This window comes from Echinicola shivajiensis (assembly GCF_018642165.1).
GTDB lineage: Bacteria > Bacteroidota > Bacteroidia > Cytophagales > Cyclobacteriaceae > Echinicola > Echinicola shivajiensis.
Window position 1 is genome coordinate 329,262 of the sequence record NZ_JAHHZM010000005.1, and the last position, 16,404, is coordinate 345,665.

The 16,404-nt window shown below is 37.9% G+C and carries 7 protein-coding genes; 5 read left to right on the forward strand and 2 right to left on the reverse strand.

Features of this window, described 5'->3' with window-relative positions:
• Window positions 1-42 precede the first annotated feature (42 nt).
• From KMW37_RS11525 to KMW37_RS11540, 4 genes are all read left to right on the forward strand, one after another.
• Window positions 43-4,182 (forward strand): hybrid sensor histidine kinase/response regulator transcription factor, encoded by a 4,140-nt coding sequence (locus KMW37_RS11525; protein ID WP_215224771.1) that lies wholly within the window; start codon window positions 43-45, stop codon window positions 4,180-4,182.
• Between the two features lie 181 nt (window positions 4,183-4,363).
• On the forward strand, window positions 4,364-5,875 hold the full coding sequence (locus tag KMW37_RS11530) for an arylsulfatase (protein ID WP_215224772.1): 1,512 nt from the start codon (window positions 4,364-4,366) through the stop codon (window positions 5,873-5,875).
• A gap of 12 nt (window positions 5,876-5,887) precedes the next feature.
• On the forward strand, window positions 5,888-9,112 hold the full coding sequence (locus KMW37_RS11535; protein ID WP_215224773.1) for a glycoside hydrolase family 2 TIM barrel-domain containing protein: 3,225 nt from the start codon (window positions 5,888-5,890) through the stop codon (window positions 9,110-9,112).
• On the forward strand, window positions 9,102-10,547 hold the full coding sequence (locus KMW37_RS11540; RefSeq protein WP_215224774.1) for a sulfatase: 1,446 nt from the start codon (window positions 9,102-9,104) through the stop codon (window positions 10,545-10,547). Before KMW37_RS11535 ends, KMW37_RS11540 begins: the two co-directional genes overlap by 11 nt.
• 987 nt (window positions 10,548-11,534) lie before the next feature.
• Here the strand turns inward: KMW37_RS11540 and KMW37_RS11550 are convergent.
• Both KMW37_RS11550 and KMW37_RS11555 read right to left on the reverse strand, forming a co-directional pair.
• Window positions 11,535-12,005 carry an ATP-binding protein gene (locus tag KMW37_RS11550; RefSeq protein ID WP_215224775.1) on the reverse strand — a complete coding sequence of 157 codons (471 nt, stop codon included), beginning with the start codon at window positions 12,003-12,005 and terminating at the stop codon, window positions 11,535-11,537.
• A gap of 2 nt (window positions 12,006-12,007) precedes the next feature.
• A complete protein-coding gene (locus KMW37_RS11555; RefSeq protein ID WP_215224776.1) occupies window positions 12,008-12,940 on the reverse strand; it encodes an AlbA family DNA-binding domain-containing protein in 933 nt (310 codons plus the stop codon).
• A gap of 176 nt (window positions 12,941-13,116) precedes the next feature.
• Between KMW37_RS11555 and KMW37_RS11560 the strand changes: the two genes are divergently transcribed.
• Entirely contained in the window at window positions 13,117-16,146 is a 3,030-nt protein-coding gene (locus KMW37_RS11560; RefSeq protein ID WP_215224777.1) for a TOTE conflict system archaeo-eukaryotic primase domain-containing protein, read from the forward strand.
• The last annotated feature ends 258 nt before the right edge of the window (window positions 16,147-16,404 follow it).

Sequence of the window (16,404 nt, forward strand, 5' to 3'; positions counted from 1 at the left end):
TTTTGTTACCTTCAAGCTTGGTTTATATTAAAAATACCCTAAATGACTGCCTCTAAAGTAACCAAAGGATTCTTTTTCCTTATTTATTTAATAGCGCCAATTTTAGTCTGTGCAGATCAACAAAGTCCATTTGAGATGCAGTTTTCCTATCTTTCCTCTGAAGATGGCTTAGATACTGATGAGTGTAATTTTACTTTTCAGGATAAGCATGGTTTTCTTTGGGTTGGTACAAATGAAGGAATTTTTAGATACGATGGATACGACCTCATCAATTTGGACCAATTGACCAAAGGAGGGCAGGTTTCAAAACTGAAATATTTCGATGCGGTGGAAGGCGTTTCTGATGATCTTTGGTTTGCAACTTCCAAGGGAATACTACATTATCAAAGAGAGAGTAAAACAGTTAATTATATAAAAAAAACTGAAGAGGTAGATTTGGAAATTGGGTGGAATAGCATTTCCTGTACCAGTGACGGAGTATTATGGCTGGGTGGATTTGACGGCTTGTTTTCATATGACACAAAGTACCATGTTATAGAAAAGCACCATGTAAATTTGGGAGACAGAAAAATAAGCCCAAGTGTACGGGATATTGTGGTGGATGGGGATCAATTATGGATTGCTACTTGGGGAAATGGCTTAGGAAGATTTGACCTAAAAACCAGGCATTACGAGACCTTTAAAATATTTAATAGAGGAAATAATGTAAGTAAATACAATATTCTATATACGCTTCATCTTGATTCCAAAGGTCAAATATGGGCAGGTACTTGGGATGGAGGATTATATGTGGTCAAACCAAATTCCGATAAAAAACCTATTATTAAAAAATGGTTCAACCGATCCGCTAAAGATGCCAATTGTTTAATAGGCAATATCATCTATGATATTGAAGAGGATGCCAAAGGAAATATATGGGTTGGAACGCCCTATGGTGTGAGCATTTTGGAAAAAGGAGATTTTAAGCAACCAAAATTTTATAATTTTTCTCATTCGGTAAAAAGTAGAGCGCTGAATAATAATGAGGTACGAGGGATCTTAAGTGATAAAACCGGCCTGATTTGGTTAGCTACTTCAGGAGGGGGGATAAATAAAATTCAACTGAAGGATCATTTATATCATACTTATGGAATCACACAAGTGGATTCATTAAAGAAAAGCCAGTCAGTATTTAGTTTTGGAAAAGACAATAAAGGAAGGCTATTGGTAGGGGTACAAAGTTTAGGATTTGGTGTTTATGATTTAGAAACGTCCCGTTTTAGACATTTTTCAGAATATCCAGAATACAAGTCCTTAACAGACTTGAATATTAATACGATTAAAAGTTTTAATTGGGATACTAAAGGAAATTTATGGTTAGGAACAAGGTATCGTGGCTTGGTGAAGTACAGCCTTGAATCAGGTGAATATTATAGTATCAGTAATGGTATTGCTAATCAAACCTATTCTATCAGGACGGTAAATAAAGTTAAATTAGATTTAAATGATAATATATGGCTGGTAAGTAATGATGCATTTTATCAGGTCATCCAAGGTCAAAGCAATCAATTTAAAGACTTTAAAGTCAAAAAAATTGATATAATAAGTAAGGGGACTAAAAATATTATCAATAGTAGGCCACAAGACTTTGATATAGATAATAAGGGATATATTTATTTAGCTACCATTGATGGTGTAATTTGGAAGTCAGAAAATAGTATTTATAATTATTCAGGTGAGATTCGATTCGAACCATTACTGTTAAACCATAACAGTCGCAGGATTGATGTTGTGTATGCGGATGATGTGGGTAATGTGTGGCTTGGTGGAGATAGTGGTATTCAGGTTTATAATACTGGAGAGGGGCTTGAACTGAATGAATCCTATCTTTCTGAAATCAGGAATTTGAAAGTTTATTCTTTGTTGGAAGAGGATGAGAAAATAGTGGCTTTGTCCAATAAAGGATTGGCTATTATTGATTTGAAAGACGGGCAAAAAAAAATTAATTTATTGACTAGTGATGATGGTCTCCAAGGAAATGTTTTTATAAAAGGGGCTATATTTAAACAAGGACATCAATTTTTTGCTGGAGGACATAATGGCTTTAATGTCTTGGATATTTCTAAGGTAAAATTTGATGAAACAGTACCTAACATCAATTTTACTTATGTCAGCACTACAAAAAATGACTATTACAATACAGGAGATTTTACCTCCGAATCCCCGTTGCTGGTGCACCATGATGATAATGCGATAACCATTACATTTGCGGCTTTGGATTTAAGGAATTCTGATAACCTATATTATGCCTATAAGTTAGAGGGACTCGATCAACAGTGGAACTATGTTTCTTCAAATAATAGGACGGCTACTTATGCCAATTTGAACCCTGGCGACTATAGTTTTTTGGTCAAGTCTACCAATGCAAAGGGAGAATGGGGAGGAAACCAGAATGTATTGCCCATTTTTGTAGAAACAGCTCCCTATCTAACTTGGTGGGCATACAGTATTTATACTACCATTGTTTTGGGGATTTTGTGGGGGATTTTTGTTTTATACAGTAGACAGGCCAAGGCCAAGGAAGATCTGCGTGTGGAGTCTGTGGAAAGATCAAAGTCTGAAAAATTGAACCATTTCAAACTGCAGTTTTTCACCAACCTTAGCCATGAACTGCTTACACCCCTATCGGTTTTGATGGTGGTTGCCCAAAAGTGGACATTAAACGAGCAAACTGAAAACCGTAAAGAAGTAAAAATATTAAACAGCAATGTGCACAAGCTTCATCAGCACATTAAACAAATGCTTCATTTCCGAAAAGCAGAAACAGGAAACATGACCCTTAACTTGAATGAGGGGAATGTTTCAGTGCTTTTTGATGAACTCTATGAAAATTATAGTATGGTGGCGGCTGACAAGGAGATTCAGCTAGACTTTGATATTGAAAAGAACATCGTGGGCAAGGTGGATTTGGAGAAGATTGAGATGGTAGCCAATAACCTGGTTTCCAATGCAATAAAATACACCGGCAAGAACGGAAGGGTGAAAGTTTCCCTTGCAAAGCATGAAACAGCTGCCCATGGCGAAATATATATTAAAGTGGCGGATAATGGCAGGGGAATCCCCAAAGAGCATTTGGAAAATATCTTTAACCGGTTTTATAGGTTATCTGTTCAGGATCAGTTTGAAGATGGGCTGGGTATTGGCTTGGCACTGACCAATCATCTGGTTGATTTACAATCTGGAAAAATCAGAGTGGAAAGTGAAGTTGGAAAGGGAACTGTGTTCCATGTGTATTTACCTTTAAAGGGGTGTAATGAACTTTCTAGCAAACCTTTGTCCTCATTTTTCCAAAATGCAGAAATAGAGGTTTTGAACCTTGAACCTAAAGCAAAGTTTGGGGATCTTTCTGAAATTAAATATTCGGGTAAAAGGATCCTGGTTGTAGAGGATAATGCGGATTTTTTGGTGCTGGTAGAAACCTATTTGAGTCAATATTATAAGGTTTTGACTGCAGAAAATGGTGTCGAGGCATTAGAAATTGCCAATAATAATGAAATAGACCTTATTGTTTCGGACTTGACCCTCCCCGAAATGGATGGCTATGAACTGTGTAGGAAAATAAAATCGGATGTGAATACCAGCCATATTCCATTTGTGGTAGTGACTGCCAGGATTGAGGACCATGAAAGGCTGATTGGTTATGAGTCAGGAGCAGATTCTTATTTGACTAAGCCTTTGGATTTGAGGGTACTGATTTATCGCATGGAAGCCTTGCTGAAGGGGAGGGAAAAAGTGCATGATGAATTTAATACAGGCGCTTTCCTTGAGCCCAAGAAAATAGCAACTACTTCAATCGATGAGGACTTTCTGATGAAAGCCAAGGAAATCGTGGAGAATAATATTTCTGAGCCAGACTTTACAGTAAAAATATTATGTGAAGAGTTAGGAATGAGCAATTCGATGTTTTACCGAAAGATCAAGGGAATACTTGACCTTACGCCCAATGAATTCATTAAGAATATCAGACTTAGAAGGGCCGCCCAATTATTGGGAAATAAGGAAATCAATATTTCTGAGGTGGCTTATATGACCGGTTTTAATGATCTTAGTTATTTTGGGGTATGCTTCAAAAAACAATATGATGTTACTCCTAGTGTCTTTCAAAAGGAAGTCAGCCAATCCAACTATGAAAATGCAGGTTGAGGAATATATGACTCAAATGGGAAATGGAAATTTACAGTAAGGTCTTTTTTATATAAAAAGGCCTTTTCTTGTGAAATGGGGTGTGTTAATTAATAATTAATAGTATTTGAATAGATACTAATAATCGAATATCCCAATCAAGACTACATTTGATTGGTTAACAATAACAATTCAATAAACCATGAAATATACATTGACCAATGCTTCCAAATCTTTGTTGGTGGCCACACTGGGAAGCTTCATTCTGTCCAGCTGTTCAGGAAATAAACAGGCTGAACAGGAAAGAGAATCCCTTAACAAACCTAATATTATTTATATCCTTGCCGATGACATGGGCTATGCGGATATGGGGGCTTACGGGCAGAGTAAAATCGAAACCCCCAACCTTGATAAATTGGCTGCTACTGGGATAAAATTTTTGAATCACTATACTGGAAGCACCGTCTGTGCACCTTCTAGGTCTGCATTACTAACAGGTCTACATACAGGACATACGCCTATCAGAGGAAATAAAGAATATCAGCCAGAAGGTCAGGAAGCTATGCCTGATTCGGTATTTACGATTGGCGCGATGATGAAAAAGGCAGGCTATGTGACCGGTACTTTTGGTAAATGGGGTTTGGGATTTGTAGGTACTTCTGGGGATCCTAATAATCAAGGAATGGATTATTTCTTTGGATATAATTGTCAACGTCAAGCCCACCGATATTATCCAGACTATCTTTGGGAGAATGACCAAAAAGTTACGTTGGAGGGCAATGGATGGATAAATAAGGAAACCTATGCCCAAGATGTAATCCATGAAAAGACACTGGCCTTTATAGATCAACATAAGGATGAACCATTTTTTATGTATGTACCATTGGTCGCTCCCCATGCTGAGTTAGCCTCTCCTGATACAGCGACCATTAATAAATACCGTGAGAGATTCGGTGAGGAGAAAGCCTATGTAGGGAGAAAAGGTGCTGACTATGGAGAGGACTTGGTGATAGGTATGTACAAGTCCCAGGAATATCCTCGTGCAACCTATGCAGCTATGGTGGAAAGGATCGACCAATATGTGGGAGAAATCATTGAAAAACTGGAGGAGAATGGATTGACAGAAAACACTATCATCATGTTTGCCAGTGATAACGGTCCGCACCAAGAGGGGGGCAATGACCCGGATTTTTTTGATTCCAATAACGGTTTTAGGGGTTATAAAAGAGATTTATATGAAGGAGGAATCCGCACTGCTTTTGTAGTAAAATGGCCGGGGAAAGTTGAAGCAGGTAGTCAAACAGATCATGTATCAGCCTTCTGGGATGTGTTGCCGACCTTTGCCGATATTATTGGTTACGAAGAATTGCCAGAGCTTGATGGAATTTCATTCTTGCCATCTCTACTTGGTGAGAAAGAGCAAAAAGAACACAGCCATTTGTATTGGGAATTTGTGGAGCAAGGAGGAAAACAGGCAGTGCGCAAGGGGGATTGGAAAGCAGTTAAGCTAAAAGTGAAGAAGGATATAAATGCACCTATCGAGCTGTACAACTTAAAAAATGATCCCGGAGAAGCACATAATATAGCTTCGGATCATCCAGATGTGGTAAAAGAGATGAAGGCTTTGATGGAAACTTCTCATGTTACCAATCCAACCTTTCCTTTGTTTGCATCTGAAGGGGATGAAGATCAAAATTTATTCATTGTAGATTAAATTTCCCTTTTGATGATCTGTAGAACAAAAATGACCATGCTCTTAGTGTTGGTAGCTTCAGCATTAAGAGCACAGGTGGTAGATTGGCAAAACCCCAATATTGTTGGGCTGAACAAAGTGGCCCCTCATGCCAGTTATATACCATTTGAATCGACCAAAAAGGCCTTAAATGATGGGGTGATATATTCTTCATTGGTGAAATCTTTAAATGGCACTTGGAAATATAAGTGGGTGATGAAACCATCAGAGAGACCTGAGGGGTTTCATGAGACAGACTATGCGACCTCGAGCTGGGACAATATCGATGTGCCTGGGAATACGGAAATGCAAGGGTTTGATGTGCCCATTTATCTTAATCATCCCTATGAGTTTACCAAAAATCCCAATCCACCAAAAGTGCCGAATGATTGGAATCCTGTAGGATCCTACAAACGGAAATTTACGGTTCCTGAGAATTGGGAAGGCAAAAGGGTAGTCATCCATTTTGGCGCTGTAAAGTCGGCTTTTTATATCTGGGTCAATGGCCAAAAGGTAGGTTATTCCCAAGGTTCGAAAACTCCTGCAGAATGGGATATTACTGATTACTTAGTGGAGGGTGAAAATGATCTTTCTGTTCAGGTTTTTCGTTTTTCAGATGGCTCCTATTTGGAAGGTCAGGACTTCTGGCGTTTGAGTGGCATTGAGCGGGATGTGTATTTGTATGCCACCCCAAAAGTATATTTAGCTGATTATTTTGTAGAGGCAGGATTGGATGATGACTTTCAAAATGGAATTTTGGACTTGTCCATTAAAATGGTAAATGTGTCTAATACTAATAATGGGCAGTTGGTGATATCCCTTGTGGATGCTGATGGAAAGGAGGTATCCAAAAATCTTCAAAAGGCTTATAAAATGGGCAGAGGCAAAACACAAGAAATTGATTTCCATATAGAGGTATCCAATGTCCAGGCCTGGTCCTCGGAGATTCCCTATCTCTACCAATTGCTGATCAAACAAAAAAATCAGGATGGAGAAGTATTACAGGTAATCAAACAAAATATTGGCTTTAGAACAGTTGAAATCAAAAATGCTCAGCTCTTGGTCAATGGACAGCCAATTTTGGTTAAGGGAGTGAACCGTCATGAACATGATCCCAAATTGGGACATTATATCAGTAGGGAGAGAATGGAGGAAGATGTGAAATTAATGAAACAGTTGAATATTAATTCAGTGAGGACTGCACATTATCCCAATGACTCCTATTGGTATGAACTCTGTGATCGATATGGTTTATATGTGGTGGATGAGGCCAATATTGAATCTCATGCAATGGGGGCTGCCAAGCAAAGGGAGTATAGACATGAAAAGCATATTTCAAATGATCCAGCTTGGGGAAAAGCCCATTTGGATCGAGTGGAAAGAATGTTTGAAAGGGATAAAAATCATGCTTCTGTTATTATTTGGTCCTTGGGCAATGAGGCTGGAGATGGAATCAATTTTCAAGCGGCTTATGATTGGTTAAAAGCCAATGATAACCGTCCTGTCCAATTTGAGCAAGCCAACCTGAAAAGACATACAGATGTCTTTGCCCCTATGTATATTTCCATGGAGCTGATGAAAAATTATGCTATCCAACCCAATATTTACCGCCCTTTGATCCAATGTGAATATGCACATGCTATGGGAAATAGCTTGGGGAATTTTCAGGATTATTGGGATTTGATAGAGTCTTATGATGCCCTTCAGGGAGGTTTTATCTGGGATTGGGTGGATCAGGCTTTTTATAAGGAGACAGCGTCTGGTGAGCAATATTTTGCCTTTGGAGGTGATTTTGGGCCAGATTCCCTGAGAAATGACAATAATTTTTGCATTAATGGACTGGTAGGAGCAGACAGGAAACTTAATCCGCATGCTCACGAGGTGAAAAAAGTTTATCAGAATTTTAAAGTTCAGCCTATTAATCTGGAAAAGGGTGAGTTTTTGATTTCCAATGAAAATTTCTTTAAATCTTATAAGGAAAATGAATTGAAATGGGAATTGCTTGAAAACGGTAGTGTGGTAGATCGTGGGAAAACGGATTTGGATATTGAGGCTAGGGAAAGTAAGCTGATTACAATACCATTTTCGAGTGAAAGAGCTATTGGAAAGGAGTATGCAATTAATTTTTATTTGGTCAATAAATCTCCGTCAATTTGGGCAGAACAAGGACATATTATGGGTGGTGAACAATTTGTGTTCAACGTAAAACATCAAAATATGGCCAACAGTTATGAACCTGAAAAGGGTAAATTAAATGTGGAAGATTCTGGTACTGCAATTACTTTAAAAGGGGATGGATTTATGATCAAATTTGATCGGGAACTCGGAGAAATAAGCAGTATCAATATTATGGGAGAGGAACTTTTAAAGCAAGGGCTAAGGCCGGACTTTTGGCGCTCTCCTGTGGATAATGACTTTGGGAATGGTATGGTCAAAAGGGAAGGTTTTTGGAAGGAAGCAGGTAATCAAAGAATAGTTGAAAACGTGGATCTTGAAAAGATGAGTGAGGGAGTTTATCAGATCCGAGTTTATAATTTGATTCCAGAGGTTGAGGCCAAGTTTAATACCAGTTATACGATCAATTCAGATGGAGAAATAGATATTGAAAATGCCTTCTTAGTGGCTCCACATATCAAAATTCCAGATTTACCAAGGTTGGGCATGCAGATGAGATTGTTTAGTGAATTTGACCAAGTAGACTGGTATGGAAGAGGACCACATGAAAACTATATTGATAGAAAATCCTCTGCTTTCATTGGAAAGTACCAAGCATCAGTAGACGAGTTGTTTCATCCTTATGTACGGCCCCAAGAAAATGGCTATCGAACGGATACCCGAGTATTGAGCTTGACAAATTCTAGAGGCAAGGGAATCGTTATTATTGGCCAGCCTCAAATTTCATGGTCAGCATCCTTTTATGATCGGGAATCTTTCAGCCAAAAAAGTAAAATGGATGTGCGGCATACTGTGGATATGAAAAGACAGGACCATATCAACCTTAATGTGGATTATATGCAGATGGGAGTTGGTGGAGATAATAGCTGGAGGGCTTTGACCCATACCGAATATAGAATACAGCCACAAGATCATTATTATGCGTTTACAATAAGGCTTGTGAATAGTGATCAAAATTTTGAGGAGATTTTATCTGATGTGGAAATGAGGGTGAAAGCCAATGTAGCCGATAAAAATATAGACAATTATTACCATGAAGAATAACCTGTTAAACTCTATATTGATACTTCTATGGGCTGTGGGATTGATATCCTGCGCCCATCAGGAGAAAACTTTAGTTAATGATAGGCCCAATGTAATCCTTATCAATGTAGATGATTTGGGCTGGAAGGACTTGGGATATATGGGAGCGGAATATTATGAAACTCCTAATATCGATCGATTGGCGGAACAGGGGGCAGTATTTACCCAAGCGTATGCTGGAGCTGCGAATTGTGCCCCAAGTCGTGCAAATATGTTGACAGGTAGATATGGAATGAGACATGGTGTATATACGGTACATCCAGCGGATAGGGGGCATCCAAAGACTAGGCGACTTATTCCTTCCCATAATGAAAAATTCATTCCATCAGATATACCTACCATGGGACATCTTTTCAAGTCAAAGGGATATAAAACAGGGACCTTTGGAAAGTGGCATGTGTCAATGGATCCTCATGAGTATGGTTTTGATGTCAATATAGCAGGAGGACCTCAAGGGAATCCAGGCAAAGGGGGGTATTTCAGTCCCTATAATGTGGATCATATTGAGGCAGAAAAAGAAGGTGAATACCTAACTGACCGATTAACTGATGAGGCTGTTCAGTTTGTATCGGAAAATAAGGATAGACCATTTTTCCTTTATCTTCCGTTTTATACTGTTCATGGCCCTCTGATGGCCAAAGAAGAAGATTTGGCGAGGTTTGAAAATAAAAAAGGAAAGCCAGGGAGGGACAATGCCACTTATGCTGCCATGATATATAATATGGATAAAAATGTGGGTAAGCTTTTGCATGCCGTAGATGCCATGGGTTTAACGGATAATACAATTATAATTTTTACTTCTGACAATGGTGGAATCAGGGCTACGAGTCATCAGGATCCGCTAAGAGCGGGAAAGGGAAGTTATTATGAAGGAGGAATCAGGGTTCCTCTTATTATAAGTTGGAGAGATGAAATTGATCCTGTTGTAATTGAAAGCCCTGTCAGTCAGATGGATTTCTTTCCTACTTTGCAATATGTTCTTGGGGCAGAAGAGTTTGAAGTGGATGGGGAAAATATTTATCCACTGCTAAAGGGAAAGGAACAAGAAGAAAGAGATCTGTTTTGGCATTTTCCCATTTATCTCCAAGCATATAAGCCTCAGGAAGACCAAGCTAGGGATCCACTGTTTCGTACCAGACCCGGTTCGGTTATCCGCTCTGGTGACTGGAAGCTGCATCAGTATTTTGAAGATGGCGGGATAGAACTGTATAACCTGAAAGAGGATATCGGTGAAAAAAACAATCTTGCTGCAGAATTTCCAGATATAAAGGAAGCTCTTATGGAGAAGCTAAACCACTGGAGGACCGAGCACAGGGCTCCTGTTCCGAATGATGAGAACCCGCAGTTTGATGCAGCTTTTGAAAAGAAGAAAATAAAGGCATTGATAGCAAACTGATGGTTTATGAACTTAAGGTCTACTGTTTCATTTTAATAATGGAATAGTATTGCTTTATACGAAATACAAAAATCCCTTTACTTATAATTCAAAAAAGACCATTGAGAACGGATTTTATTATGGGTTTATTTCTGATCTTGTAGATTTAAGAAGAACTGATCAATTCCCAGGCTCTCATTTTACAGAAGATCAATTAATCAATAATCTAATTGGAGATGAAAAGTACAGGCATTTCAGAAAGTTGAGGTACATGTCATCAAACCACGAAGGTTCCCTGTTAAAAATCAGGTTTATATAAAAACCTTTTTCGTTCGTCTTTCTACTAAAAGGAAATAAATTTTACCATATAATTTTAGAAACATTGGATACGGAAGAGGCTACCTTGATCTGGCACACGGAAATAATGGTTAATGGAGGAGGAATTTCACAATCCCTGTTTGGAAAAAGACTAGATGAGGTAGAATCGGACCTTTAATTTATAGAAGATAAGGGAAGCTTTTATTGAAAGTTCCCCGGAAATGTTCAGTAGGCTAAACCATGATTATTCGGATCCAAGAAAGGGATATATCCTTTGGAAAGGGGCAATTGGAAGAACGGCTGGTTTAGTTTTTCTCGTTTGGTATAAATGTCTATTGATGTGAAAAAAAATGTTTAAAAAGTGAAATTCACATGTGGTTCGACTCTCTTTAGCTTAGCTGGAGGGATTGGTCGAACTTTTAAGAAGTAGTTGGTTTTTTGAATGATATTGTTAGTAATTTATTTTTGGCACGAATTAACAGAGGCTCGTGAAATTATAAAGATGTAAACGTTATACTGTAGTAAAATAGAGGTTTATTTATATGTTTTTGTTTTTTAAATAAAAAACGAGGTGAATTTTTACCTCGTTTTTGTGTTGTGGAGCTGGCGGTACGTGGATCGAACTCTTTTATGGAAGAAATAGAAGTGATGGAGAAGCTTATAGTTTTAGGGGAATTTGGAGAGGAGCCACTATAGTTTGTAGTAAGTGGCTCTCCCTTTGCCCTGTTTTTTGATAAGGTCTTGGTCTACCATTTCAGTGAGAATTTCGTAAGTTTTTGTGTTTTTTAAGTCCAATAAAGCCGTAGCCTCTTTTCTTGAGATTTTTCCTTTTTCAAGAAGGTATAAAAGGATGGTCTGTTTTTCTTTCTCTAATCGTTCGTAATCGTTCGTAATCGTTCGTAATCGTTCGTGATTCTGTCTTATTGGTTGGTTTTGCTCAATGCTTTCCTTTGAGGATATGGTTATTTGTGGTCGAATAAATTCAATGTCAAAATAGTCATTCTTCTCTTGGATTGTTGGGGACTGAAGCCCATAGCTTTTACAAGTATTGATGATCCTGTTAATTCCACTTCCCCATTGCTCAATCAAACCTAGCTCCTTAAATACATTTGCCAATACTCTGTTGCGAACTTCACTGCGACCATTAAAAATATCATCCATGGTTATATTATTGGGCAAGCTACCAGGCGTACTATATTTACAATGTCATCATAAATGCCCACTTTGATATCCCTGCCTTGGTTGACATAGTCCCGATGAATAATCGCATTGACCAAAGCTTCCCTTAAGGCGACCAAGGGGATTTCATATTTTTCATCCCTGTATAGCCCTCTTATTTCGGCTTGAAGGTTGATATGGTTCAATACAAAATTTTGGGTGTTTTCAAGAGTGGTAAAAATATCCCCACTATATTCCTTTTTATCAATAAAAGTCTCCATGGTAGTTCCTTTAAAGCGGGCACATTTTATGGTAGAATGTGGAAGTTTCCCTAGAATAATCATTAAGGCATTTGAGGGATATATTTTATCATTGGAGGTTTTTATCAGCTTTAGGTTTTCTAGTTTCTCATTATTTAAGGGTTTACCAACTTGTTTGAATTTATCAAGTAGAGGGGACAAGTCAAGTTTATTGAGTTCAAGATCGTAATATACTTCCTCATCATAGCTTATATGATGTTTTTGACGTTCAAGCTCTGCAATTGTAGCAGGATCTGCAAGACGGTTGGTAGCACCAATTCTAATATAGCATCCTTCTTCCCTTCCTTTGTTTTTAAGGTAATAGGGTTTTTGGTTTCCACGTACGACTTCAATAACCAAGACAAGTTTGTTGTCTATGTTTACACTGTAGATATCAGGAATAATCCCAGGGAAACAACTGTCAGAAATAATCGATGCAATCTTATCCTGTATTTCAAATAAAATGGCATCATCAATTCCAACGATACTTAATTGATCAGTCACTCCAATGATCAGTTTGCCACCACTTGTGTTTGAGAAAGCCACTATTGTTTTAGCGATACTTTCATTTTTTGGAAGGCTTTCTTTTAATTCGAGCGTTTTACTTTCTCCTTTTTGAATTTGATCGATTAAGAGCATTTTTCTACTGTGACAGTTATACGGAACTTTTTGGATGGATATAGATAGGCAAATTAACTAAAAGCTTAAAGAATAATAAAGTAATCTTGATTTCTTAACTTCCCCTATCGCTTGAAATCTATATTATGTGACATTTTGAAGTCATTGGCAAACAGAAAAGGATATCAAAGAAATTTATGGGGAATTTTGTAATCACTTATTCAGAATCGGATAAACTGGAAATATTCAATGGGCTCTTTAAGGGTAGGTCAGATGTTTTCGCTGTTCGCTGGGAGAAGGGAGCCAAAGCCGGATATATGCCCGCATACCATTATGATCCCTATATGTATCGACGCCATAAACGTAATGGTGGTACATTCAAAACCTACAAGGACAAAAGCTATATCCCGTTAAAAGGCATTGAAGTTCTGAAGCATCTTAATGGAGAACACCATATCGGTATTTACCCTCTTTTACAGGACAATACTTCCTGGTTTATTGCTGCCGATTTTGATGGAAAAAATTGGGAAGGGGAGTGCAAAAAAGTAATGGGGCTGTGTAAATCCAAAAACATTCCTTCATATCTTGAAAGATCAAGATCCGGAAATGGAGGGCATATTTGGATATTTTTCGCGAGCCCTTATCCTGCAAGAAAAAGTAGAAAGATGCTTGTCCATCTATTAAAGGAATCCCAATCGATTTCTGAATTTGATAAATTTTCCAGTTTTGACCGGCTGTTTCCAAATCAGGATTATCTATCCGGGAAAGGGCTTGGTAATTTAATTGCGCTTCCCTTAAATAAAGCCGTTTTGGAAAAAGGAAATGGTGGTTTCCTGAATGATGATATGGAACCATATCAGGACCAGTGGACTTTCCTGAAATCCGTCAAAAAGATTTCAGTGGACCGATTAGATGCCTTATATAACGAATTAACATTGGTCAACCATGGATCAAGCTCCTCAGATTTCAATACTTCAAAGAAGTTATTGATCAAACTGAGTAACAATATTCGACTCAATAAGTCTGCAATTACAACAGAGTTAACTGATTTTTTAAAGGAAGAACTGAATTTTTCCAATTCAGCCTATTTCGTAAAGAAGAAGGTTGGACGAAGCACCCATGGTACGCCATCTCATTTCCGTTTGATTGATGAAACCGAAAATAATGTTGTCATCCCCAGGGGTATTATGGGTAAGTTGGTGAGGTTTTGTACAGCCCAAAACATTCTGTTTGAATTTAAAGATGAAAGAAAACTACAACCGAAAATCTCCTTTAACACCACTTTTAAACTAAGGGAACATCAGGAGAAAGCAGTCTCTGGAGCGGAAAAGAAGCAGTTTGGGATTATTGTGGCTCCCCCTGGTACAGGAAAGACAATAATAGGTTTACAGATAATAGCCAATAAGAAACAACCAACACTTATTATCGTCCATCGGAAACAACTTATGGAACAATGGTTGGAAAGAATCCAGTCTTTTATGGGATTAAGGAAGGTTGAAATAGGAAGAATTGGACAAGGGCGTGCTAAAATCGGTGAAAAAGTAACCGTTGCAATGTTCCAAAGTCTGGCCAAGTTTTTGGACAAACCTGAATCAAGTGAATATTATGACGCATTCGGTACGGTCATAATTGATGAATGCCACCACATATCAGCAGAGAGTTTTCGGAACAGCTTGTCCAAGCTCTCTACTTTCTACCTGTATGGGCTGACGGCGACACCATTTAGAAAGGGAAATGACGGGAGGCTCATTTTTATTTATCTGGGTGATGTAATTGCCAGTATTGATCCCAAGGAAATCAAAAACTACCGGCCTGCAACGGTGAAAGTGAGGAAGACCGCCTTGCAAGTACCGTTCAATCCAAAAACTGATAGTTTTGAGACACTTTCAAAGATATTGGTGAACGATTCAGCCAGAAATCAGCTCATCATCAAAGATGTTATAAAAGAGGTGAATGAAGGGGGAAGTGTAGTGATTATTACAGAAAGAAGAGAGCATATCGCTACGTTAAACCACTATTTGAAAGGGGTTTTTGAAGTAATCACTTTGAGTGGGGAAGATAATGAACGTAGCCGCAAGGGGAAATGGGGCCAGATATCCAGAGGAGATTTCCAGGTCTTGATTACTACCGGACAGTTGATGGGGGAAGGTGTGGATTTGAATAACATATCAAGGCTGTTTTTGGTCTATCCTTTTTCTTTCAAGGGCAAACTTATCCAATATATAGGGAGGGTTCAGCGCTCCGAACTGGCTCCTGTGATATATGATTATCGGGATTATTTGGTTGATTATCTTGATCGTTTGTTTTTGAAGAGGAATACCTATTATAGAAAACTTAAGAAAGAAGCCGACTTGTTTATGGATCTAAGCGAATCTGGAGAAATGAGTGCTGTCACCATCGACAAGACAGTTAAAATTGCATTGGACAAACTGGATTTCAGGTATGGTAGCATTGCCTTTAATTATCCTGTGCAAGAACTCAATACAGAAATTGAATTTGAACTTGAAAATGAATACGTCCGTCCTGAGATTGAAGTATTAAAACCCTACTTCTCGAAGTCACTAAAAATGAAGTATGCCAATGTGGAGATTTTTGCTGAATTTGAAAATGGAATGTTAGTGGCCCAAAGAGCTGAATCCGAAGATTTGGGAAGAATTAATCAAGATACCATTGAGAGTGTCAGGTTTCAGTTTGCCATCGATGAAATTAAAAATGATCCAAATCATCAAAATGACAATAGGGCCACTTCTGATCTTGAAGGTTTAAGAAAATCCAATCAATTTCCTGGCTCTCATTTTACCGAAGAGCAACTGACCAATAACCTAATTGGAGATGAAAAGTATAGGCATTTCAGACAACTGAGGTACTTGGCATCAAAACACGAAGGTTCATTGTTAAAAATAAGGTTTATATTAAAACCTTTTTCATTCGTATTTCTATTAAAAGGTAAGAAATTTTACCATATCATTTTAGAAACCTTGGATACAGAAGAGGCTACCTATATCTGGCACACAGAAATCATGGTTAATGGAGGAGAGATTTCGAAATTGATGGTTTGGAAAAGACTGGATGAAATAGAATCGGACCTTCAGTTTATAAAGGATAAGGGAAGGCAAGCCTTTATTCTGAGCTCCCCGGAAAGTTTCAGTAGGTTAAATCATGATTATTCGGATCCAAGAAAGGGATATATCCTTTGGAAGGGGCAATTGGAAGAACGGTTGGTCTAGTTTTTTCTTTTGATATAAATGTCAATTGATGTGGAAAAAAATATTTAAAAAGTGAAATTTACATGTGGTTCGACTCTCTTCAGCTAAGCTGAAGGGATTGGTCGAACTTTTAAAAAGTAGTTCGTTTTTTGAATGATATTGTTAGTAAATTGTTTTTGGTATAAATTGGCAGAGGCTCGTGAAATTATAAGGATGTAAACGTTATACTATAGTAAAATAGAGTTTTATTTATATATTTTTGTTTTTTAAATAAAAAAC

What these genes read in the sequence shown, in the direction of transcription:
- KMW37_RS11540 (WP_215224774.1), top strand. Translation starts at nt 9,102, where the DNA reads ATGAAGAATAACCTGTTAAACTCTATATTGATACTTCTATGGGCTGTG.
- KMW37_RS11550 (WP_215224775.1), bottom strand. Translation starts at nt 12,005, where the DNA reads ATGGATGATATTTTTAATGGTCGCAGTGAAGTTCGCAACAGAGTATTG.
- KMW37_RS11555 (WP_215224776.1), bottom strand. Translation starts at nt 12,940, where the DNA reads ATGCTCTTAATCGATCAAATTCAAAAAGGAGAAAGTAAAACGCTCGAA.
- KMW37_RS11525 (WP_215224771.1), top strand. Translation starts at nt 43, where the DNA reads ATGACTGCCTCTAAAGTAACCAAAGGATTCTTTTTCCTTATTTATTTA.
- KMW37_RS11535 (WP_215224773.1), top strand. Translation starts at nt 5,888, where the DNA reads ATGATCTGTAGAACAAAAATGACCATGCTCTTAGTGTTGGTAGCTTCA.
- KMW37_RS11530 (WP_215224772.1), top strand. Translation starts at nt 4,364, where the DNA reads ATGAAATATACATTGACCAATGCTTCCAAATCTTTGTTGGTGGCCACA.
- KMW37_RS11560 (WP_215224777.1), top strand. Translation starts at nt 13,117, where the DNA reads ATGGGGAATTTTGTAATCACTTATTCAGAATCGGATAAACTGGAAATA.